The 24,404-nt window shown below is 71.6% G+C and carries 21 protein-coding genes; 9 read left to right on the forward strand and 12 right to left on the reverse strand.

The window, feature by feature from the left end:
- Nucleotides 1-23 precede the first annotated feature (23 nt).
- From VIS07_06405 to VIS07_06415, 3 genes are read left to right on the forward strand one after another with little or no spacing between them, the layout of a single operon-like run.
- Entirely contained in the window at nt 24-2,333 is a 2,310-nt protein-coding gene (locus VIS07_06405; GenBank protein ID HEY8515123.1) for a DNA polymerase II, read from the forward strand.
- A gap of 58 nt (nt 2,334-2,391) precedes the next feature.
- Entirely contained in the window at nt 2,392-2,847 is a 456-nt protein-coding gene (locus tag VIS07_06410) for a PaaI family thioesterase (protein HEY8515124.1), read from the forward strand.
- Between the two features lie 18 nt (nt 2,848-2,865).
- Nucleotides 2,866-4,521 carry a sigma-54-dependent Fis family transcriptional regulator gene (locus VIS07_06415; protein HEY8515125.1) on the forward strand — a complete coding sequence of 552 codons (1,656 nt, stop codon included), beginning with the start codon at nt 2,866-2,868 and terminating at the stop codon, nt 4,519-4,521.
- A 46-nt stretch (nt 4,522-4,567) separates the two neighbouring features.
- On the opposite strand, the gene VIS07_06420 is transcribed toward VIS07_06415, so the two are convergent.
- Both VIS07_06420 and VIS07_06425 read right to left on the reverse strand, forming a co-directional pair.
- Nucleotides 4,568-5,272, reverse strand: coding sequence for a methyltransferase domain-containing protein (locus VIS07_06420; protein HEY8515126.1), 705 nt, complete (start codon nt 5,270-5,272; stop codon nt 4,568-4,570).
- Nucleotides 5,269-6,093, reverse strand: a complete 825-nt coding sequence (locus tag VIS07_06425; protein ID HEY8515127.1) for an SAM-dependent chlorinase/fluorinase — start codon at nt 6,091-6,093, stop codon at nt 5,269-5,271. The genes VIS07_06420 and VIS07_06425 overlap by 4 nt, the downstream gene beginning before the upstream one ends.
- A 182-nt stretch (nt 6,094-6,275) precedes the next feature.
- On the opposite strand from VIS07_06425, the gene VIS07_06430 reads away from it, so the two are divergent.
- On the forward strand, nt 6,276-7,586 hold the full coding sequence (locus tag VIS07_06430) for an aldo/keto reductase (protein ID HEY8515128.1): 1,311 nt from the start codon (nt 6,276-6,278) through the stop codon (nt 7,584-7,586).
- Nucleotides 7,587-7,636: 50 nt separating this feature from the next.
- Here VIS07_06430 and VIS07_06435 read toward each other — a convergent pair whose 3' ends face one another.
- The 4 genes from VIS07_06435 to egtB form a co-directional block, all read right to left on the reverse strand.
- On the reverse strand, nt 7,637-8,491 hold the full coding sequence (locus VIS07_06435) for an SMP-30/gluconolactonase/LRE family protein (protein ID HEY8515129.1): 855 nt from the start codon (nt 8,489-8,491) through the stop codon (nt 7,637-7,639).
- On the reverse strand, nt 8,488-9,324 hold the full coding sequence (locus VIS07_06440) for an SDR family oxidoreductase (protein HEY8515130.1): 837 nt from the start codon (nt 9,322-9,324) through the stop codon (nt 8,488-8,490). The genes VIS07_06435 and VIS07_06440 overlap by 4 nt, the downstream gene beginning before the upstream one ends.
- 95 nt (nt 9,325-9,419) lie before the next feature.
- Complete coding sequence (locus tag VIS07_06445) at nt 9,420-10,325, reverse strand: hypothetical protein (protein ID HEY8515131.1); 906 nt, start codon at nt 10,323-10,325, stop codon at nt 9,420-9,422.
- A 154-nt stretch (nt 10,326-10,479) separates the two neighbouring features.
- Complete coding sequence (egtB, locus tag VIS07_06450) at nt 10,480-12,756, reverse strand: ergothioneine biosynthesis protein EgtB (protein ID HEY8515132.1); 2,277 nt, start codon at nt 12,754-12,756, stop codon at nt 10,480-10,482.
- Nucleotides 12,757-13,150: 394 nt separating this feature from the next.
- On the opposite strand from egtB, the gene VIS07_06455 reads away from it, so the two are divergent.
- Nucleotides 13,151-13,687: a HEAT repeat domain-containing protein gene (locus tag VIS07_06455; protein HEY8515133.1), complete on the forward strand. Its 537-nt coding sequence runs from the start codon at nt 13,151-13,153 to the stop codon at nt 13,685-13,687.
- Nucleotides 13,684-15,753: an NAD-dependent DNA ligase LigA gene (gene ligA / locus VIS07_06460; GenBank protein ID HEY8515134.1), complete on the forward strand. Its 2,070-nt coding sequence runs from the start codon at nt 13,684-13,686 to the stop codon at nt 15,751-15,753. The genes VIS07_06455 and ligA overlap by 4 nt, the downstream gene beginning before the upstream one ends.
- Nucleotides 15,754-15,858: 105 nt before the next feature.
- On the opposite strand, the gene VIS07_06465 is transcribed toward ligA, so the two are convergent.
- On the reverse strand, nt 15,859-16,269 hold the full coding sequence (locus VIS07_06465) for an Hsp20/alpha crystallin family protein (GenBank protein ID HEY8515135.1): 411 nt from the start codon (nt 16,267-16,269) through the stop codon (nt 15,859-15,861).
- Between the two features lie 49 nt (nt 16,270-16,318).
- A complete protein-coding gene (locus VIS07_06470; protein ID HEY8515136.1) occupies nt 16,319-16,771 on the reverse strand; it encodes an Hsp20/alpha crystallin family protein in 453 nt (150 codons plus the stop codon).
- A gap of 165 nt (nt 16,772-16,936) precedes the next feature.
- On the opposite strand from VIS07_06470, the gene VIS07_06475 reads away from it, so the two are divergent.
- Nucleotides 16,937-17,491, forward strand: a complete 555-nt coding sequence (locus VIS07_06475) for a thioredoxin family protein (GenBank protein ID HEY8515137.1) — start codon at nt 16,937-16,939, stop codon at nt 17,489-17,491.
- 37 nt (nt 17,492-17,528) lie between these two features.
- On the opposite strand, the gene VIS07_06480 is transcribed toward VIS07_06475, so the two are convergent.
- Genes VIS07_06480 through VIS07_06490 form a run of 3 tightly spaced genes read right to left on the reverse strand, consistent with a single transcriptional unit; the run spans nt 17,529 to nt 19,972 of the window.
- Nucleotides 17,529-18,458 carry a cyclopropane-fatty-acyl-phospholipid synthase family protein gene (locus VIS07_06480; GenBank protein ID HEY8515138.1) on the reverse strand — a complete coding sequence of 310 codons (930 nt, stop codon included), beginning with the start codon at nt 18,456-18,458 and terminating at the stop codon, nt 17,529-17,531.
- Nucleotides 18,459-18,488: 30 nt separating this feature from the next.
- Complete coding sequence (locus tag VIS07_06485) at nt 18,489-19,622, reverse strand: NAD(P)/FAD-dependent oxidoreductase (protein ID HEY8515139.1); 1,134 nt, start codon at nt 19,620-19,622, stop codon at nt 18,489-18,491.
- On the reverse strand, nt 19,619-19,972 hold the full coding sequence (locus VIS07_06490; protein HEY8515140.1) for a hypothetical protein: 354 nt from the start codon (nt 19,970-19,972) through the stop codon (nt 19,619-19,621). Before VIS07_06490 ends, VIS07_06485 begins: the two co-directional genes overlap by 4 nt.
- Nucleotides 19,973-20,104: 132 nt before the next feature.
- Between VIS07_06490 and ettA the strand changes: the two genes are divergently transcribed.
- Together ettA and VIS07_06500 are read left to right on the forward strand one after the other, a co-directional pair.
- Nucleotides 20,105-21,787, forward strand: coding sequence for an energy-dependent translational throttle protein EttA (ettA, locus tag VIS07_06495; GenBank protein HEY8515141.1), 1,683 nt, complete (start codon nt 20,105-20,107; stop codon nt 21,785-21,787).
- A gap of 146 nt (nt 21,788-21,933) precedes the next feature.
- Entirely contained in the window at nt 21,934-22,998 is a 1,065-nt protein-coding gene (locus VIS07_06500) for a class I SAM-dependent methyltransferase (protein ID HEY8515142.1), read from the forward strand.
- A 77-nt stretch (nt 22,999-23,075) separates the two neighbouring features.
- Here the strand turns inward: VIS07_06500 and VIS07_06505 are convergent, their stop codons facing one another.
- On the reverse strand, nt 23,076-24,335 hold the full coding sequence (locus VIS07_06505) for a M6 family metalloprotease domain-containing protein (protein HEY8515143.1): 1,260 nt from the start codon (nt 24,333-24,335) through the stop codon (nt 23,076-23,078).
- Nucleotides 24,336-24,404: the final 69 nt, after the last annotated feature.

Genomic DNA, 24,404 nt, shown 5'->3' on the forward strand with positions numbered 1-24,404 from the left:
AGACCAACCGCGGACGCGGAGCGATGCCGGCCGGGCTGATCCTCCAGCCGACCTACCAGATGCGCGACGAGCGCCCGGTGGTGCAGCTCTTCGGGCGACTGGTGGACGGACGGCCGTTCCTCGTCGAGGACGACCGCTTCCGACCGTACTTCTTCCTGCGCACGCGCGACGTCGGGCTGCTCGGTCAAGTACCGGGCATGACCATCGAGGCGAACGAGCTGCGCGACATGGACGGCCGCCCGGTGGTGCGGGTCACCGTGCCGACGCCCGGCCTGGTCGCGACGCTGCGCGACCGTCTCGCCCGCGAGGGCGTGCCGACCTACGAGGCCGACGTCCGCTTCGCCTACCGCTACCTGATCGACCACGGCATCCGCGCGGCGGCGACGATCGAGGGCGAGGAGGAGCCGCGCGAGGGCGGCCTCGTGCTGTTCCGCAACCCGGTGCTGCGCCCCGGCGTCGAGCGCCCCGAGCTGCGCGTGCTGTCGCTCGACATCGAGACGTCGCCCGACGCGAGCCGCATCTACTCGGTGGCGTTCGTCGGCTGCGGCGTCGAGGAGGCGCACCTCGTCACGAAGCGCGAGGTCAAAAGCGCCATCTGCCACGCCGACGAGCGCCGGCTGCTCGAGGGCGTCGTGCGGCGCGTGCGCGAGCTCGATCCCGACGTGCTGCTCGGCTGGAACGTCGTCGACTTCGACCTGCGCGTGCTCGCGCGGCGCTGCTCGGCGCTGCGCGTGAAGTGTCAGCTCGGGCAGGTCCCGGGCGACGTCCGCTTCGAGCAGGACAGCACCTTCACCCGTCAAGGACGCGCCAACGTCCCGGGTCGCATGGTGCTCGACGCCGCGGGGCTCGTGCGCGACGCGATCCGCTTCGAGGACTACCGGCTCGACACCGTCGCGCGCGCGCTTCTCGGCCGCGGCAAGCTGATCGACACCGACGCGCCGGATGCGGCGGCGGAGATCGCGCGCCTCTACCGGCGCGATCCCGAAGCGCTCGTCGCCTACAACCTCGAGGACGCGCGGCTCGCGCTCGAGATCGTCGAGCAGGAGGGTCTGCTCGCGCTGACGATCGAGCGCAGCCTGCTGTCGGGCATGCAGCTCGACCGCGTCGGCGCGAGCATCGCGTCGTTCGACCAGATCTACCTGCCGGAGCTGCGCCGGCGCGGCGTCGTCGCGCCGAACGTCGACGCCGACCGCTCCGGCGTCACCGTGCAAGGCGGCGCGGTGCTCGACTCCGTCCCCGGGCTCTTCCGCAACGTCGCGGTGTTCGACTTCAAGAGCCTCTACCCGAGCCTGATCCGCACCTTCAATCTCGACCCGCTGGCGCACGCGCGCGCGCGGCAAGGCGACCCCGACGTCGTCTGCGCGCCGAACGGAGCGCGCTTCTCGCGCTCGGACGCGATCCTGCCGGCGCTGATCGACGGCTTCGTCGAGCGTCGCGAGGCGGCGAAGGCGCGCGGCGACCGCCACGCGGATCAGGCGATCAAGATCATGATGAACGCGCTCTTCGGCGTGCTCGGGGCGCCGGCGTGCCGCTTCTTCGACCCGGAGATCGCGAACGCGATCACCACTTTTGGCCAGCAGACGCTGCTCTGGACGAAGGCCGCGTTCGAGGCCGAGGGCTTCACCGTGCTGTACGGCGACACCGACTCGGTGTTCGTCAAGCTGACCGGCGACGACGCGGGTCCGGCGGCGTGCGAGGAGGCGCAGGCGCTGCGCGCGAAGGTCGAGGCGCACGTCGTCGCGCGCGTGCGCGAGCAGTACCGGGTCGAGCCGAAGCTCACGCTCGAGCTCGAGCACGTGCTCGAGCGCTTCTTCATGCCGCGCGTGCGCTCGGGGCTCGGCGGCAGCAAGAAGCGCTACGCCGGCTGGGTCGACGGCAAGCTGCTGGTCGTCGGGCTCGAGTCGGTGCGGCGCGACTGGCCGGCGATCGCGCGCCGCCTGCAGGAGGGCATCCTGACGCGCGTGTTCACCGACGAGGACCCGATGCCGTTCGTCACCGAGGTCGTGCGTCAGGTGCGCGCGGGCGAGCTGGATTCCGAGCTGGTCTACGCGAAGCGCATCCGCAAGGGCTCGCTCGACCGCTACACCGCCGCCACGCCGCCGCACGTGCAGGCGGCGCGCAAGCTCGGCGCCGACGTGGGCCCCGTGATCCGCTACGTCATCACGCGCCAGGGCCCCGAGCCGGTGCTGCCGGGCCGGCCGCTGCCCGACGACGTCGACCGCGCGCACTACGTCGACAAGGTGCTGCGGCCGATCGCCGACGCGATCCTGCCCGCGCTCGGTCGTAGCTTCGACGAGGCGACCGGCGAGCCGCGTCAGCTCTCGCTCCTGTGAGCGGGCCGCGTGGGCCGCGCCGCAAAGCGTGCTAGGACGCGACACGAAGGAGGACGCCATGGCGCAGCCGCCCGTTTTCGAGCAGTACGACCAGCGCATCGCCGACGGCATGCTGCGCGCGAACGACCAGGTCACCGGCTTGCCGGCCTACCTCGGCGTGCGCTTCGTCGAGTTCGGCCCGGGACGCTTGCTCGCGACGATGGAGGTGCGCGACGAGCTCCTGACGCCGTTCGGCACGCTGCACGGCGGCGTCATGGCGGGGCTCGTCGACCACGTCCTCGGCTGCGTGCTCTATCCGCTGATGCAGCGCGGGCAGTGGGCCGCGACCACCGAGTTCAAGCTCAACTACCTCGCACCGGTGCGCAGCGGCACGATCACCGCCGAGTCGACCGTGCTGTCGCTCGGCAAGCGCACCGCGGTGGTGCGCGTCGAGGTGACGAACGACGGTCGGCTCGCGTGCGTCGCGCAGGGCACGCTGCTGGTCTCGGATCCGCCGGCCCGCACGGCAGGCTGAGCGTCACACGGGAGCGGCATGGGACTCGACCGTCTCGACAGCGAGCGCCTGCGGCTGCTGCTCGAGCTGTCGCGCTCGTTCGCCGCGCACACCGATCTCGAGGAGCTCGTCTCGCTGGTCGTCACGCGCTGTCGTGAGGCCTTCGGCGTCAAGGGCGGCGTCGCGGTGCTGCTGCTCGATCCGGCGACCAACGAGCTCTACTTCCCGTACGCCGCCACGGCCGATCCGGTGTACGGCGAGCGCATCAAGAACGTGCGCATCCCGTCCCACGTCGGCATCGCGGGCAGCGTCGTGCGCAGCGGGCGCTCGGAGCTCGTGCCCGACGCGCAGCAGGACCCGCGCTACTTCGACGCCGTCGATCGCGCGATCGGCTTCAAGACCGGGTCGGTGATCGCCGCGCCGCTCACCACGCGCGCCGGGACGATCGGCTTGATCTACGTGACCGAGGCGCACGGCGGTCCGGTGTTCACGCAGGACGACCTGGTCTTCCTCGAAAGCCTCGCCGGCAGCGTCGCGCTCGCGATCGAGAATGCGCAGATGTACGGCCGCCTGCGCGCCTCGGAGGAGGAGCTGCGCTCGCAGATCGGCGCGCTGCGCAAGGACCTCGAGCGCCGCGACCGCTTCCCCGAGATCGTCGGCACGAGCCAGGCGATGCGCGAGCTCATTCGCCTGATGGAGAGCGCCGCCCAGGCGCCGATCCCGGTGCTGATCGAGGGCGAGACCGGCACCGGCAAGGAGCTGGTCGCGCGCGGGGTGCACCGTGCGAGCCCGCGCGGCGCGAAGCCGTTCCTGCCGGTCAACTGCGGCGCGCTCGCGGAGTCGACGCTCGAGTCCGAGCTGTTCGGACACGAGCGCGGCGCGTTCACCGACGCCGACCGCTCGCGTCGAGGCGTCTTCGAGGCCGCGTCGGGCGGGACGATCTTCCTCGACGAGGTCGAGGAGATGTCGCCCGCGATGCAGGTCAAGCTGCTGCGCGTGCTGCAGGAAGGGGAGGTCATCCCGATCGGCTCGACCGTCGGGCGCAAGGTCGACGTGCGGGTCATCTCGGCGTCGAACCGGAGCCTCGAGGCGGAAGTCGACGCCGGACGCTTCCGCGCCGACCTCTACTACCGGCTCGCGGGCTTCCCGATCTACGTGCCGCCGCTGCGCGAGCGTCGCGAGGACATCCCGCTGCTGATCGACCACCTGCTGCACCTCGCCGCGACGTCGCACAACAAGCGCATCGGCGGCGTCACGCCGGAGGCGCGCGAGGTGCTGCAGGCGTTCCACTGGCCGGGCAACGTACGTCAATTAAAAAACGAGCTCGACCGCGCGGTCGCGCTCGCGCACGACGGCGACGTGATCGGCGTGGAGTATCTTTCGTCGGTGGTGCGCAACGGGGTGGTCGCGGAGGACGCGCCATCGCCGTTCCGCGACGCGTCCGGGACGGCGAACGACGCGCGCGCGACGGCGTCGGGCGACCTGGCCGCGCCCTCGGCCGCGGTCTCGATCGAAGGCAACGGCGCCTCACCGAACGGCGACACGTCGCTGCGCGCGGCGCGGGCGCGCTTCGAGGCGAGCTACATCGCCATGGTGCTCGAGCGCGAGGGCGGCAACGTGTCGCGCGCCGCCGAGGTGCTCGGCCTGTCGCGCGTCATGCTGCACAAGAAGCTGAAGAGCCTGGGCTTGCGCTGAGCGACGCCGAGCGCTCTCGTTCGGGCGAAAAGAGCGGACGTGCCGCTCAGGCCGCCGGCGCGAAGATCAGAAAGTACTGGTAGGGCAGCAGCTCGGGCTCGGCGACCAGGCGGTAGCCCGCCGCCTGGAGCTCCTCGACCACCTGCTCGCGCGCGAGCTTGTGCGCCATTCCGGGTCCCACCGGCAGCTCGCGCTTCTGCCAGTCGATGATCGCGACGCGGCCTCCCGGCTTGAGCGCTTCCTTCAGGCGGCGCGCGTAGGCGATGCGGTCGTCGATGTGGTGCCAGGTGTCGACGATCAGCACGACGTCGCTGCTGCGCGCGGGGAGACGCGGGTTGTCCTTCGAGGCGAGGATCGGCACCACGTTGGCCGTGCCCTCGCGCTCGGCGCGCGCGCGCAGGTGCGCGACCAGCGCCGCCTCGGGCTCGGCGGCGAGCACGGTGCCCCGCGGTCCGACGGCTTGCGAGAGGTAGCGCGAGAAGTAGCCGGTGCCGGCGCCGAGGTCGGCGACCGTCATGCCGGGCTCGAGCGCGAGCGCGCGCACGACCTCCTCCGGCTTCTGCCAGGCGTCGCGCTGCGGGTCGTCGAAGACGCGCGTCCAGTGCTCGACGTCGGCGAAGTCGTGGTGCGTCGTCGCGGGCTGCGCCGCGGCGCCGTGCACGCCGATCGCGAGGACGTGCAACGCGGCAGCAACGGCGACCACGACGGCGAGCGACGAGCGCCCGCCGCGGTGCGACGCGGTCGACCTCATGCCGCGGGCTCGACGCGGATCGTCGTCCCGGTCGCGAGCCCGAGACGCGCGCGCGCCGAGCCGTCGCGCACCGCGATCTCGACGAAGCCCTCGCTGCCGATCACGGCGAGGATCGCGCCGGGCGCGGCGTCGCCGTAGGTCCGCACCAGCGGGACGCGCTCGTCGCCCGGCAGGCGCACGACGTACGACGCGGCGCCGAGGCTCTCGAGGTGCTGCGCGGTGACGTTGGTGATCGCGTTGCCGAAGTGGTCGTAGTAGGTGACCTGGCCCTCGATCGCGCCGGGCACGTGCACGGGCTCGGTGCCGGGGAGCTGCACGAGGTCGTGCGGCCTGCCGATGTCCGCCGGCGTGAGCAGACGCGCCGCGAGCACCGCGGCGGCGGGCGCGAACAGGTCGCGGCCCTCGAAGGTCGACGCGTGGCGGTGCGGCAGGTAGCGCGCGAGCTTGCCTTGACGGTCGAGCCGGTACGCCGCCTGCGGGCCGCCGAGCCGCGCGACCACCGGTCCGAAGAGCCCGTTGTCGGGTCCGACGAACGCCTGCCCGCCAGCGACGATCACGACGGGCGCGCGCTCGGTGCCGACGCCCGGGTCGACCACGGCGACGTGCACGCTGCCGGGCGGAAACCACGGGCACGCGCCGCGCAGCACGGTCGCGCCGTGCTCGATGTTCTGCGGCTCGATCTGGTGCGCGATGTCGTGGATCTGCAGCGTCGGCGAGATCGACAGCATGACGCCCTTCATCGCGCCGACGTACGCGTCGCGGGTGCCGAAGTCGGTCGTGATCGTGACGATGCCGTTCGGCTCGAGGAGCGCCTCGCTCATGCTGATGGCGAAACTATCCCGGACCGTCGCGCCGTGCCAGCGCCGCGCGCCGGCCGGTGCGCGTGCGCGAGCGTCCGGCTCCGTCCGTGTCGGCGCTGCAGCGGCGCGCACGGCGTCGGGCGCGACGGGGGCGCTTCCGCCCGGGCACGGTGATAGGCTCCTCGCGAGCGAGGAGGGCGATCATGCGGCGACCTCGGCGATCTCGACACGCTCGCGACGACGGGCAGGACGAGCGAACGGCGCGCGAGCGTCTCCCCGACGAAGGACGCAGGCGCTTCCTGCGCGCCGCGGCGAGCGTCGCCGCCGGCGGCAGCGCCGCGGCGCTCGCCGGCTGCGAGTACAAGACGCAGCTCTTCCTGCTGCGCGACGCGCCGACCGAAGCCGAGGTCAAGCAGCCGTCGTGGAGCGAGTCGCGCGTGCGCGCGTACCGTCCGCTCGGCAAGACGGGCCACGCGATGTCGGACATCTCGTTCGGCACCTCGGGGCTCGACAACGTCGCGGTCGTGAAGCGTGCGCTCGAGCGCGGGATCAACTACTTCGACACCTCGCCCGACTACTCCCGCGCCGGCTCCGAGCGCGTGCTGGGCGAGGGCATCGCGGGACACCCGCGCGAGGAGCTGTTCATCGTCTCGAAGTTCTGCACGCCCGAGGGACACCTGCCGAACGACGCGACGCCGAAGGAGGTCATCGCCGCCGTCGAGGGCAGCCTCAAGCGCCTCGACACCGACTACCTCGACCTCGCGCACATCCACGCCTGCAACTCGCTCGACCGGCTCTTCAATCCAAACATCCACGAGGCGGCGGAGCGCTTGAAGGAGCAGGGCAAGCTGCGCTTCGTCGGCGTCAGCTCGCACACGCCGCAGCTCGAGCTCGTCATGCGCGAGGCGGTGCGCTCGGGGAAGTTCGACGTCATCATGGTGGCGTACAACTTCGAGAACTGGCCGGACCTGACGAACATCTTCCGCGAGTCGCACGAGCGCGGCGTCGGCGTCGTCGCGATGAAGACGCTGAAGGGCGCGCAGCACACCGTGCTGTCCGACTTCACGCCCACCGAGCGTGAGTCGTTTTCGCAGGCCGCGTTCAAATGGGTGCTGGCGAACCCGCACGTGAGCGGGCTCGTGGTGTCGATCAACTCGCTCGCGCAGGTCGACGAGTATCTCGTCGCGTCCGGGCAGCAGCCGACCGACGCCGACATCGCTCTCCTCGAGCGCTACGACCGCCTGGTGCGCGCCGAGTACTGCCGTCCCGGCTGCGGCATCTGCCTTTCGTCCTGTCCGCACGGCGTGCCGATCGACGACGTGCTGCGCTTCGCGACCTACTACGAGGGCTACGGTCAGCAGCGCGTCGCGATGGAGGAGTACGCGCGGCTCTTGCCGGAGGCGAACGCGTCGCGCTGCGCCACGTGCGCGGCGCCGTGCGAGCCGGCGTGTCCCTTCGGGCTGCCGATCCGCCGCAAGCTGCGCGCCGCGCACGAGCTCTTGCGTCTCGCGTAGCTTCTACGGCGCGATCCCGCGCCGCCGCAGCTCGTGGCTATCGACGCGCGTCAGGGAATCCCCGCGCCCGCGACGTCGACGCGCGTCTTGCGGATCCAGCCGTTGCCGCGCTGCGGGTTCTTGTGCGGGCTCGAGTCGACCGCCTCGAGCAGGAACAGCGTCTTGCGATCGGCGCCGCCGAGCGCGCACGCGTAGCCCGCGTGCTGCGGCATGTCGATGCGGTCGACCACCTCGCCGCCTTCCTTGACGCGCAGAAAGCCGCCCGGCGCGATCGGGTTCGCGAGCCACACGCAGCCTTCCTCGTCGAGCGCGATGCCGTCGGGGTGCACGTCGAGGTTCGCCCAGACGCGGCGTCCGGCGAGCGTGCCGTCGTAGCGGATGTCGAACGCGGTGAGACGCTTGCCGAAGCTCTCGGCGACGATCAGCGTGCCGCCGTCGGGCGTCACCACGGAGCCGTTCGGGAACAGCATGTCGTCGGCGACGACGCTCGCGTGACCGTCCGGGCGGACGAGCACGAGGCAGGTGTCGCGCAGCTTGGCGCCGCCGTGCAGGTCGAAGCCGAAGTTGCCGACGTACGCGTTGCCGTGGCTGTCGACGACCATGTCGTTGAGGTGGAAGGGCGCCAGCTCCGAGAGGTCGGCGTGCACGACCAGGCGTCCGTCGTGCTCGCGGCGCAGCAGGCGACGATCCTCCATCGACACGATCAGCAGCCGTCCGTCGGGCAGCCAGCCGAGTCCGGAGGGGCTGTTCTCGAGCGTGACGATCGTCTCGCGACGCCCGCTCTCGTCGACCGCCACCACCTCGTGCGCGTGCATGTCGGAGAACCACAGCCGGCCGTCGTGCCAGCGCGGGCCCTCGGGGAAGATCAGATCGTTCAGCAGCAGCTGCGGCTCTTCGTGGCTCATCGCGCACCTGCCTGCTGACGCGCCCGGTACTGCTCCTTCACGGCGCGGCCACGCTCCTCGAGGATCGGCACGAGCACCCGCTTGAGCGCCGACAGCGCGCTGCCGACGCGCGCCATGTAGCCGGTGAGCACCGGGATCGTGCGCTCCGCGGCGCCGTCCTCGGCGCAGTCGAGGATCAATCTCGCGACCTCGTCGCAGGTCGACATCGGGTTCGCGAACACCAGGTCGGGGACGTGATCGAGGTCGTCCATGAGGAAGCTCGTGTCGACCGGGCCGGGCGACACCACCGACACCGTGATCCCCGAGCCCTCGAGCTCCTCGCGCAGCGCGAACGAGAAGGCGCGCAGGCCCGACTTGCTCGCCGAGTACGTCGCCTCGTGCGCGACCGGGATCTGTCCGGCGATCGACGCGACGTTGACGATCGCCGCGCGCTCGCGCCGGTGCAGGTAGGGCAGGGCGAGGCGCGTGAGCACGATCGGTGCGGTCAGGTTGACGTCGATGATCTGCGCGAGGTCCTCCGGGCGCTGGTCCTCGACGCGTCCGCGGTGGTTGGCGCCGGCGTTGTTGACCAGGATGTCGATGCCGCCGAAGGCGTCGGCGACGTCGCGCAGCAGGGCTTCGCACGCGGCGCGGTCGCGCACGTCGGCCGGGTAGGCGCGCGCGACGCCACCCGTGCCGCGGATCTCGCCCGCGACCCACTCGAGCGTCTGCGCGCCGCGCGCGACGAGCGCCACGCTCGCGCCCTCCGCGGCGAACTGGCGTGCGGCCGCGCTGCCGATCCCGCTCGACGCGCCGGTGACGATCACCACCTTGCCCGCGAAACGATCGCCCATACGTCTGATCTCTCCTGCCTCGTTCCGAAACCTGAACCTGACCGGGCGCGTCGCCCGGTGCAAGCGCATCCGGTCATCATCCTCGGCGACGCTGGTCAAGCGCCGAAGCCGGGACCTTCGCGTGGCGTGATGCGTTCCGGTCGCGCGGGAGGAGCGTCGGCGACGCCGATCGGCGCGACGTCGTTCGGCGCATCCGGGCAGAGCAGCGCGGCGAGCGCGTGGAGCTGCGTGCGTCCGACGGAGACCTCGAACATCCCACCAAAATAGCACACGACGCCGTGCGCTCCGCACCAGGCAATCGCATCGAGCGCTTCGAGGACGCCGCCCATGCGTGCGGGCTTGATGTTGATCGCGGCCGGCTTCACCGGCAGCGTCGCGAGCGTCGCCGCCGAGGTCACCGCAGCGTCGAGGGAGAGACGGGAGAGAAGCTCGGGCGACCAGCGTGCGTCGCCGGGCCGCGGATCTTCGAGCAGGGCATCGGGTACGAGACGGTGCACGCGCTCGTGATCGGCGACGTCGCCCGAGAGCTTGAAATCGAGCACCGCGGCGCGACGCAGCTCGGCGAGTCGTGCGAAGGTCTCGTCGCTCCAGGCGGGATCGACGTCGATCTTGAGGCCGAGCTCCGCACGCGCGGCGAGCTCGCGCCGGGCGCGCGCCACCGGATCGTCGCAGCGCTCGAACGACAGCACGTAGCGCACGGCACGCGGTGCGGCGCCGGCGAGGTCGGCGAGCGAGGCGTTCGCCTGGCGCAGCGCGAGGTCGATTGCCGCGGCCTCGAGCGCGGCACGGTCGTAGGCGTGCTCGAGCGTTCGACGCAGGGAACGGGACAGCTCGTCGAGCGTCGCGCAGCGCGCGAGGTCGAGCGTCGCGGCCCGCCGCGCGAAGGCCGCGTGCTCGTCGAGCGTCCAGCCGACGTGCTCGCCGCGTCCGCTCGCGCCGGGTCCGTGCAGCGTCACCACCGTGCTCGGACGCAGCTCGGCGCCGTACGACGGCACGGGCACGCCGCGCGTCTCGCAGCGCACCGCCTCGACGGCGATCGGCAGCGCACCGAGCGCCGCGCGCAGCCGCGCGGCGCGGCGCGCGGTCTCGGCGTGCGGCTCGCGCCGCGGCTCCCGGGGCGGCTCCGTGGCGTCTCGCCTCCGCGTGCTCGGTCGCCTACGCGTCCGCGGCGCAGCGGAAGCCGGCGAAGATCTGCCGGCGCTGCGGCAGGTCCCAGTTGCGGAAGGTGTTGCGGATCGCGACCGGTCGGGTCACGAACGAGCCGCCGCGCAGCACCTTGTACCCGTGGCCGAAGTGCACCTCGGAGTACTCGCGGTACGGGAAGGCGACGAAGCCCGGGTAGGGCGCGAAGTCGCTCGCGGTCCACTCCCAGACGTCGCCGATCATCTGCTCGCAGCCGAAGAAGCTGCGGCCGCGCGGGTAGGCGCCGATCGGCATGGGCGCGAACAGGCGCTGGTCGAGGTTCGCGTGCTCGTGCGTCGGCGCGGCGTCGCCCCACGGGTAGCGCCGCGCGATGCCGCGCTCGGGATCGATCGCCGCCGCGACCTCCCACTCCTGCTCGGTCGGCAGGCGCTTGCCCGCCCAGCGCGCGAAGGCGTCCGCCTCGTACCACGAGACGTGCACCACCGGACGCGTCGGGTCGAGCGGTGCGACGCGGCCGAAGCTGCGCTCGAGCCAGCCGTCGCCGTTCGCGAGCCAGCCGCCGGGGTGGCGGACGCCGCTCTCCTGCAGCCAGCACCAGCCGTCGTCCGACCACAGCTCGCGCCGCCGGTACCCGCCGTCGAGCATGAACTCCAAGAAGCTGCCGTTCGTGACCGGCGCAGCGTCGATGCGGAAGCGCTCGAGGCGCACGACGTGCAGCGGGCGCTCGTTGTCGTACGCCATCCGGCGATCGTCGGTGCCGATCGGGTAGTCGCCGCCCGGGACGAGGACCATCGTCCGATCGAGCCCGTGCGGCGGGACGACGCGCAGCCGCGCCTCGTCGTCGACGCGCACGTGCGGCTCGTAGTCGAGCGCCGCGAGCTGGATCGTCTGCAGGATCGTCTCCTGGTGCTGCGCCTCGTGCTGCGCGATCATCCAGAAGACGTAGCCGTGCGCGTTGAGCGGATCGTCGGCGTGCCCGAAGTCCGCCGTCGACAGCGTCAGGCGCGTTCGCTGCCGGACGCGCGCCAGATACGCGATGCACTCCTCGCGCGACGGCAGCGGCAGCGCCGCGCGCGTACGGCGCGGGTGGCGCATGGCGTCGTACAGGTGATCGCGGCGCGCGCGCTCGCCGTCCTGGCTCGCGTCGCGCAGCGCGCGCGCGACCCACTGCTCCTCGTAGTTCGCGATGTGCGCGAGGTCCCAGACGATCGGGCTCATGAGCGGGCTGTGCTGCCGCTCGAGGTCGGCGTCGCGCAGCGGCGCGACGAGGTCGAGCGTGCGCGCGCGTCCCGCTTCGAGCTCGCGCCAGACCTCGCGTCGCGCGCGCTCGGCGTCGTGCCGTGGCGCGGTGAGGCGGAAGAGCAGCAGCGCGAAGCGCCGCTCGTCGTCGGTGAACGTGCGCACGGTCTCGAAGCCGTGCCGCGCGAGCCGCTGCGCGACCTGCTCCGGACGAAACTTCCGGCTGATCTCCGTCTGCACCATCTCGCCGGCCGCGATGCGGAACGACTCGCCGAGCAGCGGCAGGTGCAGGACGGCTTCGCGTCGGAAGCGTGCGAAGATGTCGATGCGCTCCTTGCGCTCGTTGTAGTGCGCGACGTGCTCGATCGCGTCGAGATCGAGCTCGGTGCCGAGCTCGCGGTTCATCCGCTCGAAGAGGTTGCGGGTGAAGCAGGCGGTCACGCCGGCGGCGTCGTCGTACGCGGCCTCGAGCGCGCGCACGTCCTTCACCAGGTCGACGCCGAGCAGCAGCTGATCGCCCGGCGCGACGTGACGCGCGACGCGGTCGAGGAAGTCGTCGAGCTCGGCGTCGTCGAAGTTGCCGATCGTGCTGCCGAGAAACGCGAGCACCAGCGGCGACAGCGAGCCGAGCCACGGCATCGCTTGCTCGTAGGAGCCGACCACGCCGCGGACGTCGAGCTGCGGGTACTCGGCGCGCAGCGTGTCGGCGGCCGTTTCGAGCATCGGGCCGCAGATGTCGACGGCGACGTAGGTGCTCTTCGGATCGCGCCGCGTCCAAGCGTCGAGCAGGTGGCGCGTCTTCGCGGAGGAGCCCGAGCCGAGCTCGACCAGCGCGGTCGCGCCGGCGAGCGCGCGGATCTCGTCCGCGTGGCGCGCGAGCAGCGCGGCCTCGCTGCGCGTCAAGTAATATTCCGGCTGTCGGGTGATGGCTTCGAAGAGCTCGGACCCGCGCGCGTCGTACAGATAGCGGCACGACAGGCGGCGCGGATGGCGCGAGAGACCTTGCGCGACGGAGACCGCGAACACCTCGGTGTGGAGGCCGTCTTCCATCAGGCGAAGCATGCGCGGCAGGCGCCGGATCGGCGGCGGGGTGGGAACGGCGTCGCGTCTGCGCGGCCGGGGGCTGGTCGGCAAGCGCGCGAGGCTCATCGATGCCACTGCTCCGTAGGTGCGCTCCAGTGCATCACGGGGTTCCTCCCTGGACGAGCCGCGCTCGGCGTGCGGCGTGCCGTGCGGCGGGTTGCGGCAGGCGCCAGTTGATCACAGGTCGATGGTCATGCAAACCCGGGTCGTGCATTCGATCGGTCTTCGTCACGCGATGCGAACGTCACGCGCGCTCGCCGTGCTCGCGTTGGCGTCGCTCGCGCTCGCTTGCCAGGACGCAAACTCTCCCGCCGCGCGCGAAGCGCGGCGTGCCAAGGTCGAAGCGGCCTACGAACGGCTCGTGACGGGCGACGTCTACGAGCGTGGACGCGCGGCGCAGGAGCTCGTGGAGCTCGGCCCCGACGCGCTGCCGGCGCTCGACCGTGCTCTCGATCATCCGTCGACCGACGTGCGCGAGTCGGCGGTGCGCGCGCTCGCGACCATGGGCGGCCCCGGCGCGGTGCCGCTGCTCGGCAAGGCGCTCGCGGACGATCGCTCGGTGGTGCGCGAGCCGGCGGCCGCCGCGCTCGCGACCTACGGCGCGCAGGCGCTGACCGCGTTCGACGCGGCGCTGCGCAGCCCGAACCACTACGTCCGCGAGGACGCCGTCGACGCCCTCGGCGGCTACGGTCCTGAGGCGCTGCCGCTGCTGCGCACGGCGCTCGGCGATCACGACGTGCGCGTGCGCCGGCGCGCCGTCGAGGCGCTCGGGCGCATCGGTCCGGACGCGATGCCGCTCCTGCGCGAGGTCGAGGAGGGCGAGGACCCGGTGCTGCGCAGCGAGGCCGAGCGTGTCCTCGACCGCATGCGCGGCGATCCGCAGGACGCGCGCGCGTGAAGGACGAAGCGCTCGAGCGGCGCGCCGCGACGCTGCGCGCCGCGATCCACCACCACAACTATCGCTACCACGTCCTCGACGATCCGGAGATCTCGGACGCCGAGTTCGACGCGCTGCTGCGCGAGCTGCGCGCGCTCGAGGAGGAGCATCCGGAGCTCAGGACGCCGGACTCGCCGACCCTGCGCGTCGGCGGCGCGCCGCAGGAGCGCTTCGCCAAGGTGCGCCATCCGGTTCCCACGCTGAGCCTCGGCAACGTCTTCGACGACGACGAGCTCTACGCGTGGAACGAGCGCGCGCTGCGCCAGCTGCCGCAGGGAACGACGCTGTCGTACGTCGTCGAGCCGAAGATCGACGGGCTGAGCGTCGTCCTGCACTACGAGCACGGCGTGTTCGTGCTCGGCGCGACGCGCGGCGACGGCGAGGTCGGCGAGGACGTCACCGCCAACCTGCGCACGGTCGACACGGTGCCGCTCGCGATCCCGGTGGGTCGCGACCCGAGCGAGGCGCCGAAGCGGCTCGTCGTGCGCGGCGAGGTGTACATGCCGCTCGCCGACTTCGAGCGCTTCAACGAAGCGCAAGCGGCGCGCGGCGAGAAGGTGTACGCGAACCCGCGCAACTTCGCGGCGGGCTCGCTGCGTCAGCTCGATCCTGCCGTGACCGCGTCGCGACCGCTCCGTCTGTGGGCGTACCAGGTGCTGGCGCACGAGGGCTTCGAGGCGAGCACGCAGTGGGAGGTGCTCGAGCGGCTGCGCGCGCTCGGCTTTCCGGTGTCTCCGGAGTGCAAGCGGTGCGCGACGATCGAGGACGTCGCCGCAGCGGCGGCCGAGTTCCGCGAGCGTCGCTCCGAGCTGCCGTACGAGACCGACGGCATGGTGGTGAAGATCGACTCGCTCGATCTGCAGCGCCGTCTCGGCGCGGTCGGCAACGCGCCGCGCTGGGCGGTCGCGTACAAGTTCCCCTCCACCGAGGTCGTGACGAAGCTGCTCGACATCGGCGTCAACGTCGGGCGCACCGGCGTGCTGATGCCGTACGCGATCCTCGAGCCGACGGCGGTCGGCGGCGTGATCGTGCGCCAGGCGACGCTGCACAACGAGGACTACATCCGCGAGCGCGACATCCGGATCGGCGACCGCGTCGTGGTGAAGCGCGCGGGCGACGTCATCCCGCAGGTGCTGCGTCCGGTGCCGGAGCTACGGACCGGCGAGGAGCGCGAGTTCAAGCTGCCCGAGCGCTGTCCGGCGTGCGGTGAGGCGGTCTCGCGCGTCGAGGGCGAGGTCGCCACATACTGCGTCAACTCCGCCTGTCCCGCGCAGCTCGTGCGCTCGGTCGAGTACTTCGTGTCGCGCGGCGCGATGGACATCGACGGCTTCGGCATCCGTCAAGCGGAGCAGTTCGTCGAGGCCGGTCTGCTGCGCGACGTCGCCGACATCTTCTTCCTGCGTCCCGAGCAGCTCGAGGGCCTGCCGGGCTTCCAGAAGAAGCGCATCGACAACCTGATGGCGGCGATCGCGCGGGCGAAGGAGCGTCCGGTGTGGCGCGTGCTCGCGGCGCTCGGCATCCGCGGCGTCGGCGAGGTGGTGGCGCAGACGTTGATCGAGCACTTCGGCTCGATCGACGCGCTCGAGAAGGCGCGCGTCGAGGACTTCGAGGGCGTCGCCGGCATCGGCCCGATCCTCGCGCAGAACGTCGTCGACTGGTTCGCGAGCCCGCACAACCGGCAGATCATCGAGAAGCTGCGCGCCGCCGGCGTACGGCTGGCTCAGGACGCAGCCGATGCGGAGCCGAAGGGGCCGCAGACGCTCGCCGGGCTCACCTTCGTCATCACCGGCACGCTGCCGACCTACAGCCGCGAGGAGGCGGCCGCGATGATCAAGGCGGCGGGCGGCAAGGTGACGGGCTCGGTGAGCGCGAAGACGAGCTACCTCCTCGCGGGGGAGGCGCCGGGGAGCAAGCTCGACAAGGCGACGAAGCTCGGCGTGCCTGTGATTGACGAGGCGACGCTGCTCGCGATGATCAAGAACGGGCCGCCGGCGTCGGAGTCGTCCGAGTCGTCGTCGGAGGGGTGAGGCTGCCGCGGCCGGCAAGCGGCGCCGCGGCGGGGGAAGCCGACGCGCGGCCCCGGCCCGGGCCGGAGCCGCGGTCGAAGGTGCGCGCCGTACCGCGCGCCACGCTCACGCCGCCTGCACGGTGATGCGTCGCGGCCGCACGTCCTCGCGCTTCGGCAGCGTCAGGTAGAGCACTCCGTTCTCGAGCTTCGCTTCGATGCGGTCGCGGTCGATGTCGTCGGCCAGGCCGAAGCTGCGGCGGTACTCGCGGCTGCGGAGCTCGCCGAAGCGCAGGCGCATGCCCTCACGCTGCGGCATCTCGACGCGTCCGACGATGGTCAGGCGATCCTTCTCGACGCTCACGTCGAGGTCCTTCTCGGCGACGCCCGGTACGTCGGCGCGCAGGTGATAGGCGTCCTTGGTCTCGTAGACGTCGACGTACGGCGCGACGACGCGGACCCGCTCGCGGGGGCGCTCGACGGGGGCTGGCGCCCGGTCGCTGCTCAGATTCGCGGTCTTCTCTGCCGTGGTGCTCATGGGGTGTCGTTCCTCCGTGCTTTCGTTCTCTGCGATCCGAGCGCTGCCCTCACGCGGCGAGCACCGGGATCTTTCTCGGCTTGTCCGCGGCGGCCCGCGGCAGCGTGACCTCGAGGACGCCGTTGGTGTAGCGGGCGTCGACCGCGCCGACGTCGATGCGGAAGGGCAGGCGGAAGGTGCGCGAGAAGCGTCCGTAGCCGCGCTCGCGACGATGGAAGGTCGCGCCCTCGGGCACTTCGCTCGTGCTGCGCTCGCCCGCCAAGGTGACGGTGTCGTCGTCGACCGAGATGTCGATCTTGTCGGGCGCGACACCCGGCAGCTCGGCGCTGATCACCGCCTCGTCGTCACCCGTCCACACGTTCACCGGCGGGTAGCCGGGCGCGTACGAATCGTTCGCGGCCGCGAAGGAGCGCTCGAGCAGCCGCTCCATCTCCGTGTGAAGGCGGTCGAATTCCCGCCACGGGTCGAAGCCGAGCGGGCCAGCAAGATGGCTCCAGTTCATGGTCGTCGTTCTCCCTTCGGTTTCCATGTGGACCGGCGTTGCCGAGTCCAGCGAACTCTTGTTTGAGACGCTTTCGAGGTAAGCACGACCCCGAGAGCGTCAAGGGGACGACCTCGACCGCAGACCGCGTTGTCACCCGGGGAGCGGTCTCGTATCCTCGATCACATGGTGCTGCTCGAGTCGCAGTCGATCGAACTGGGTGCGCCCTGTCCGGACTTCGCGTTGCGGGGCGTGGACGGAAAGCGCTGGGCGCGGGACGACTTCGCGCAGAAGGACGTGCTGGTCGTCATGTTCATCTGCAACCACTGCCCCTACGTGAAGGCGGTGGAGGACCGCATCATCGCGCTGCGCAAGGAGTTCGCCGACCGGCCGGTCCAGTTCGTCGGCATCTGCTCGAACGACCCGACCGACTACCCGGACGACGCGCCCGCGCGGCTCGCCGAGCGCTGGCGCGAGAAGGGGTACGGATTTCCATACTTGATCGACGACACGCAGGAGGTCGCGCGCGCGTTCGGCGCGGTCTGCACGCCGGACATCTACGTCTACGGCCCCGACCGCCGGCTCGCGTACCACGGCCGCATCGACGACAACTGGAAGGAGCCGGACAAGGTGACGCGCCGCGAGCTCAAGGAGGCGATCGAGGCGCTCCTCGAGGGTCGGCGGCCGTCGGCCGATCAGAAGCCGACGATCGGCTGCTCGATCAAGTGGAAGAAGTCCTGACGCGGGACGCGTCGCGCCGACGCTCGGCGTTCAGCGCTCAGCGCATGCCGGACGCGCGCGCGAGCGGCACCTGCGCGGGCTCGGTGTAGATCGCTTCGCGCGTCGTCGGCACGGCGCGCACGCCGGGCTCGAGCTTGGCGCCGAGGATCTGGTGCAGGTTGATGCTCGCCTGCTCGAAGCCGAGCGAGGACGCCGTCAAGTAGAGCAGCCAGGTGCGGTACTTGCGCTCGCCGACGAGCTTGATCGCCGCGTCCTGGTTGGCCTTCAGGCGCTCGGCCCAGTGCCGGCAGGTGCGCGCGTAGTGCGCCCGCAGGCTCTCGACGTCCACCACCTCGAAGTGCGCGTCCTCCATCACCGACGCGATGTGGCTCACGTTGGTCAGCTCGCCGTTCGGGAAGACGTGCTCGATCAGGAAGTCCCACTGCGGCGTCTTCTTCCAGTAGCGGTTGCGCGTGATGCCGTGGTTGAGGAACAGCCCGCCCGGCTTGAGCAGCCCGTAGACCTCGTCGAAGTACGAGCGGTAGTTCGCGACGCCGACGTGCTCGATGATGCCGATCGCTGAAATTTTGTCGTACGGCTGCTCGTTGCCCAGGTCGCGGTAGTCGCGGTACTCGACGCGGCACACCTGCGAGAGGCCTTCGCGCGCGATCCAGTCCTGCGCGAACTTCGCCTGCTCCTTCGACAGCGTCACGCCGAGCGCCTGCACGCCGTAGTGCTTCGCCGCCCAGATCACGAGGCTGCCCCAGCCGCAGCCGATGTCGAGGAAGCGCTCGCCGGGCTGCAGGCGGAGCTTGCGGCACACGAGGTCGAGCTTGTCGCGCTGCGCCTGCGCGAGGTCGCCGTCCGGCGTCCGGTAGTACGCGCAGGTGTAGACCATCATCGGGTCGAGGAAGAGCGCGTAGAACTCGTTCGAGAGGTCGTAGTGGTGCTCGATGGCCTTCGCGTCGAACTCACGATCCTTGGACATCGTTTCCTCCGTTCGTGGCCTTCCCGCGGATCAGCCCATGCCGAAAGCGCCCTCGAAGAGCAGCCGGCGGCGTAGATACGGTGTGCGACAGACGAGACGGGCGATCGCCTCGGTGACGCGGTGGGGCAGGGACGAGAGCAGCCGCTCGGCGGCTCCCGGACGTCCCGTGCCGAAGCGCGCGTTGATCGCGTCGATGTGGCGCTGCGCGACGACCTCGCGCGAGCGCGTGCCGTTGGCGGAGAGGATCGCGTCGGCAGCCATGCGGCCGCTCTCCACCGCCGGACCGATTCCCTCGCCGCTGACGCCGCGCGCGAGCCCGGCCGCGTCGCCGACGAGCAGATAGCCTTCCCCCGCGACGCGTCGCGGGTGATCGATGCGGATCGCGTACGCGTGCCCGCGAAACGGCTCGAGCTCGAGCCCGGCCGGCAAGCGGCCGTCGGCGCGCAAGCGGTCGAGGAACGCGTTCGCGCGCCGGTGCAGGTCGCGTCCGTCGCCGAGGCAGCCGATGCCGACGTTCAGGAAGTCGCCCTTGGTGAAGTACCAGGCGTAGCCGCGGAAGTCGGGCTCGGCGAAGAGCTCCGGCGTGCCGTGGCGGCGCGTGAGCTCGCGCAGCAGCGACGCGCCGACGCGCGTCTCGCTCTCGCGCGTCACCACCACCGCCTCGCGCTCGTCGATCTCGCCGAGCGCGCGCGACACCGGACAGTTGTGGCCGCCCGCGCCGATCACGAACGGCGCGCGCAGCGGGCCCGCCGTGGTCTCGAGGACGACGTCGTCGCCTTCGCGGTGCGCGCCGGTCACGCGGACGCCCTCGCGCACCTCCGCGCCGGCCTTCTCCGCGCGACGCAGCAGGTACTCGTCGAACTCGCGCCGCACGATGCCGTAGCTGACGACGCGCGGCCAGGTCGTCTCCAGCACCTCGCCGTCGACGTCGAGCGTCGCCTGCGAGAACGGCTGGATGGTGAGCGGGTACGTGTTCGGATCGAGCTCGAGCGCGCGCCACACCTTCGGCGTCACCCAGCCGGCGCACAGCTTGACGCGCGGGAACTTCGCCGCGTCGACCAGCAGGACGCGCGCGCCGCCGCTCGCGAGGCGCCAGGCCGCGGTCGAGCCACCCGGCCCACCGCCGACCACGATCGCGTCCCAGGCGGCTGCGGCGGCCGTCATACGCGGCGCAGGTCCTTGTAGATGGCGAGCTTTTCGAGCAAGCCGAGCCGGAGATCCTCGAGCTGGTTCGCGACCCGCAGCGCCTCGAACAGGTCGCCGTCGACGTCGATCTTGTTGTCGATGAACGCTTCCGCCATCAGACGCGTGTTGTTGCTGCTGAACGCGCGGCGGAACGCCTCGCGGTCGCGAATCACCAGCGTGAAGGAGCCGTCCGGGTTGCCGATCTGGCCCTCGGTGCCGTCCCACAGGCGGTAGCGCACGCCCGGCTTGACGCCCCCGAACACCCGCCGCAGCACCCCGGCCGCACCCTTGCGGCTACGCGCGGCGGCCCTCTCGGATGTCGCTTCCATCACGGATGACCCTCCGATCGCCCCTGTTTTTGTCTCCTACGGAACTGGCGCCGAGGCAAGTCCGGCGCGCGCCGCGCGACGCTGCGCGCCGTCGACGTGCCGCGGTCACGAGCGTCCGTTATCGAGCGCGACGTGGCGAACTTCATCTACACCCTGCGCGAGCTGCGCAAAGTCTACCCACCCGATCGGGTGGTGATCGACAACATCTCCCTCTCTTTCTACTACGGCGCGAAGATCGGCGTGCTCGGCCTGAACGGCGCCGGCAAGAGCACGCTGCTGCGCATCATGGCCGGCCTCGACACCGACTACTCGGGCGAGGCGCGGCTCAGCGAAGGCTACACGGTCGGCTACCTGCCCCAAGAGCCGCAGCTCGACCCGACGAAGACCGTCCGCGAGGTGGTCGAGGAGGGCGTGGCCGCGACGCGCGCGCTGCTGACGCGCTTCGAGGAGATCTCGAACGCGTTCTCGGAGCCGATGTCGGACGAGGCGATGGAGAAGCTCCTCGCCGAGCAGGCGGCGCTGCAGGACAAGATCGACGCCGCCAACGCGTGGGAGCTCGACCGCACGGTGGAGATCGCGATGGACGCGCTGCGTTGCCCGCCCGCCGACGAGGGCACGCAGCATCTTTCGGGCGGCGAGCGTCGCCGCGTGGCGCTGTGTCGCCTGCTGCTGCAGGCGCCCGACCTGCTGCTGCTCGACGAGCCGACCAACCACCTCGACGCCGAGTCCGTCGCCTGGCTCGAGCGCTTCCTCGCCGAGTACAAGGGCACGGTCGTCGCCGTCACGCACGACCGCTACTTCCTCGACAACGTCGCCGGCTGGATCCTCGAGCTCGACCGCGGCCGCGGCATCCCTTGGGAGGGCAACTACTCGTCGTGGCTCGAGCAGAAGAAGCAGCGCCTCGCGCTCGAGGAGAAGCAGGAGTCGGCGCGCCAGCGCACGCTGCAGCGCGAGCTCGAGTGGGTGCGCATGTCGCCGCGCGCCCGTCAAGCAAAGGGTAAGGCACGTCTCGCGGCCTACGAGAAGCTCCTCGCCGAGGGCCAGACCAAGCGCGAGAGCACGGCCGAGATCACGATCCCGCCCGGACCGCGGCTCGGCGACGTCGTGGTCGAGGCGAAGGACATCAGCAAGGCCTACGGCGACCGTCTGCTGATCGACAAGCTGAGCTTCAGCCTGCCGCCCGGCGGCATCGTCGGCGTGATCGGCCCGAACGGCGCCGGCAAGACGACGCTGTTCCGCATGATCGTCGGCGAGGAGAAGCCGGACTCGGGCACGCTGCGCATCGGCGAGACGGTGCAGCTCGCCTACGTCGACCAGTCGCGCGACGCGCTCGACCCGAACAAGACCGTCTGGGAGGAGATCTCCGACGGCCAGGAGAAGATCCTGCTCGGCGGCAAGCGCGAGGTGAACTCGCGCGCGTACTGCGCGTGGTTCAACTTCCGCGGCGCGGACCAGCAGAAGAAGGTCGGCGACCTGTCGGGCGGCGAGCGCAACCGCGTCCACCTCGCGAAGCTGCTCAAGCGCGGCGGCAACCTGCTGCTGCTCGACGAGCCGACCAACGACCTCGACGTCGACACGCTGCGCGCGCTCGAGGACGCGCTGCTCGAGTTCGCCGGCTGCGCGGTCGTCATCAGCCACGACCGCTGGTTCCTCGACCGCATCGCGACCCACATCCTCGCCTTCGAGGGCGACAGCCACGTCGAGTGGTTCGCAGGCAACTACCACGACTACGAAGAGGACCGCCGCCGCAGGCTCGGCGCCGAGGCGGACCGTCCGCACCGCATCAAGTACCGTCCGCTGCGCCGCGACACCTGACGGTCGGACGCGGTCGCGACTCGGTAGTTTCTACAGCGCGCGCGGACGGACTTACCGCGAGTCCGTCCGCGTCGCGCGGCGCAGCGCGCTGGAGGCTCCGTGCGGCGCTGCACGGGCGCAGCACGGAAGTTGCTCGGCAAGCCCGCGTGCCGGGAACGCACGTCAGCGAGCTCGCCCCGCGCGGGCAGACGAACGGGCAGCGCGTCGTCCCCTGCGTCGCCTGCGGCGGGACGCAGGTGCGCGTTCTGCTGACGCCCGACGATCTGCGCGCCGAGCAAGCGTGGCTCGAGCGCTTCCACGCTGCGCGCGTCGACCGCCCGGCGCACGAGGCGAAGGACCTCGCGAGCTTCACGCAGAACGACGCGACCAACGTCGTCGCGTGCGTCGCCTGCGGCACGCTGCTGCGCGATCCGCAGCCGACCTGCGAGCTCCTCGGCGAGCGCTACTCCGACGACGAGTACGGACGCGAGACGCTCGAGGCGCTCGCCCGCAACCAGGACCGCTTCTTCGCAGCCGCGCTCGAGCGGCTCGCCGACGCGCTGGGCGAGCTCGACGCCGGTGCACGCGTCCTCGAGGTCGGAAGCTTCGTCGGCGGCTTCCTGCGCGCCGCCGCACGGCGCGGCTGGCGCACGACCGGGATCGACGTCGGCGAGGAGACGACGCGCTTCATGCGCGAGGATGGGCTCGACGTCCTCGCCGGCGATCTGCTCGAGCTGTCGCTGCCCGAGGGCGCCTTCGATGCGGTCTTCGTCTGGAACACCTTCGACCAGCTCTGCAATCCGACCGACGTCCTGCGTCGCGTGCACGCGCTGCTGCGTCCCGGCGGGCTCGTCGTGCTGCGCGTGCCGAACGGACGCTTCGAGACCGCGTGCCTCGAGCTGCGCGCGCGCAACCGCGGAACGCGGCGCGAGGAGCGAATCCTCGCCGCGCAGGCGTACGAGAACTTCGTCACCTTTCCGTACCTCGCGGGCTACACGCCGGAGTCGCTGTGCGGCTTGCTCGCGGCGCACGGTCTCGGCTGCGTCGCCGTGCGCGGCGGCACGATCCTCGACCTCGCCGACGAGAGCACGAAGTCGTTCGCCGTGGCGGAGGAGGCGCGCTCGAAGCGCGGCGTGCTGCGCGCCTGCCGCGCCGCGCAGGGCGCGACCGGGCTCTCGTTCCACCCGTGGATCGACGTCGTCGCGCGCCGCGGCCGGGGACGCGCGGCGTGACGCGCGCCGTGTGACGCGCGGCGTGACGCGAGCACGATGCACTCGAGCGCCGGCGCCCGACCGCGCCGCGCGATCGCTCAGCGACCCGAAGCCGCGTCGTCCTCGAAGATCACGTCGAAGGTCATGACCTCGCCCGGCGGCGAGATGTTCTCGATGCGGAAGCGGCCGCGCGTGCCGTCGTAGGCGTTGGTGCTGGGCTGGGTGTCGGGGCCGGGGCCGTGCTTGCGGTTCGCCCACGGGTCGCCCTTGTCGCCGCGGTTGCCGCCGTGCGCGTGCCCGATGTCGAGGTGCGACGGCCACGAGTCCGCGGTCAGCAGGTCGACGCGCTTGTGATTGACGTCGTCCTGCGAGCGACGGTAGCTCGTCAGGCGCTCGTCGACGTGCCAGATCAGCAGACCCGGCGCCGGGATGCGGCGGTCGGCGCCGCGCTGCTCGCGGTTCTCGATCAGGAAGTACTCCCAGGGCTCGTGCGGCCCCTTGGCGTAGATCTTCACGACCTGCGCCGAGCGCGAGACGCTCGGCAGCTCCACGCGCTGCGTGCGGTCGACGATGATCGGATCGACCCAGCCGAGCGTGAGCTTCGACCACGCGGAGAGGTGCGGCGGCGAGTCGCCGAGCCCGACCCAGGTGCCCTGACCCATGAGCCCCCAGATGCCGATGCCCTCGTGACGCTTGTTCGGCGCGTAGAGCTCCGGCAGCCCGAGCACGTGGCCGAACTCGTGCGCCATGACGCCGAACGGCGAGAGCGGCGGGAACGGGTCCTCCGCCACCACCATGCCGCGGCTGATCAGCTTGTCGCCGGCGCGCGCGAAGCCCGGTCCCTCGACCGCGTTCGACCACGGCAGACCCTTCGCCTGCTTCTTGATGTCGGACTCGGCGCCCGGTCCGGCGAACAGCACGACGACGATCTCCGGCCGCGCCGCGTGGACCAGCTCGCGCTCGCCCTTCGGCTCGGGGGCGCTCGCGAGCTCGAGCGCGTCGCGGATCATCGCGCCCGGCTGGCTCACGTACGCCGCGCGCTTGCGCGGCAGCGTGTACACCTTCTTCGCGACGATCGGCTCGATGTGGAAGCGGCGCGAGGAGACCTCGTCGTAGTACGAGACCAGGCGGTCGATGTAGCCGCTGCGGCTCGCGTTCTGGAAGTCGCTCCACGGCCGCGTCGACGGCTGGTCGGGGAAGTCGACGCGCAGGAAGAGCACGCGCGCGTTCGCGGGGACCGGCGTCCGGCGCGGGGTCGGCGCGGCGCTCGCTTGCGGATCGCCTTGCGCCGCCGCGGCCGCCGCGCCTGCCGACGGCGCTGCGGCCTGCGCCGTCGCCGTGCTCGCCGTCGCCAGCACGAGCGCCGCGACCAGCGCGGGAAACGCGCGCCGGAGGCCGCGTTGACAAGCTCTCCACCCGCATGCCAG

It is taken from the genome of Candidatus Binatia bacterium, from assembly GCA_036563615.1.
GTDB lineage: Bacteria > Desulfobacterota > Binatia > UBA12015 > UBA12015 > DATCMB01.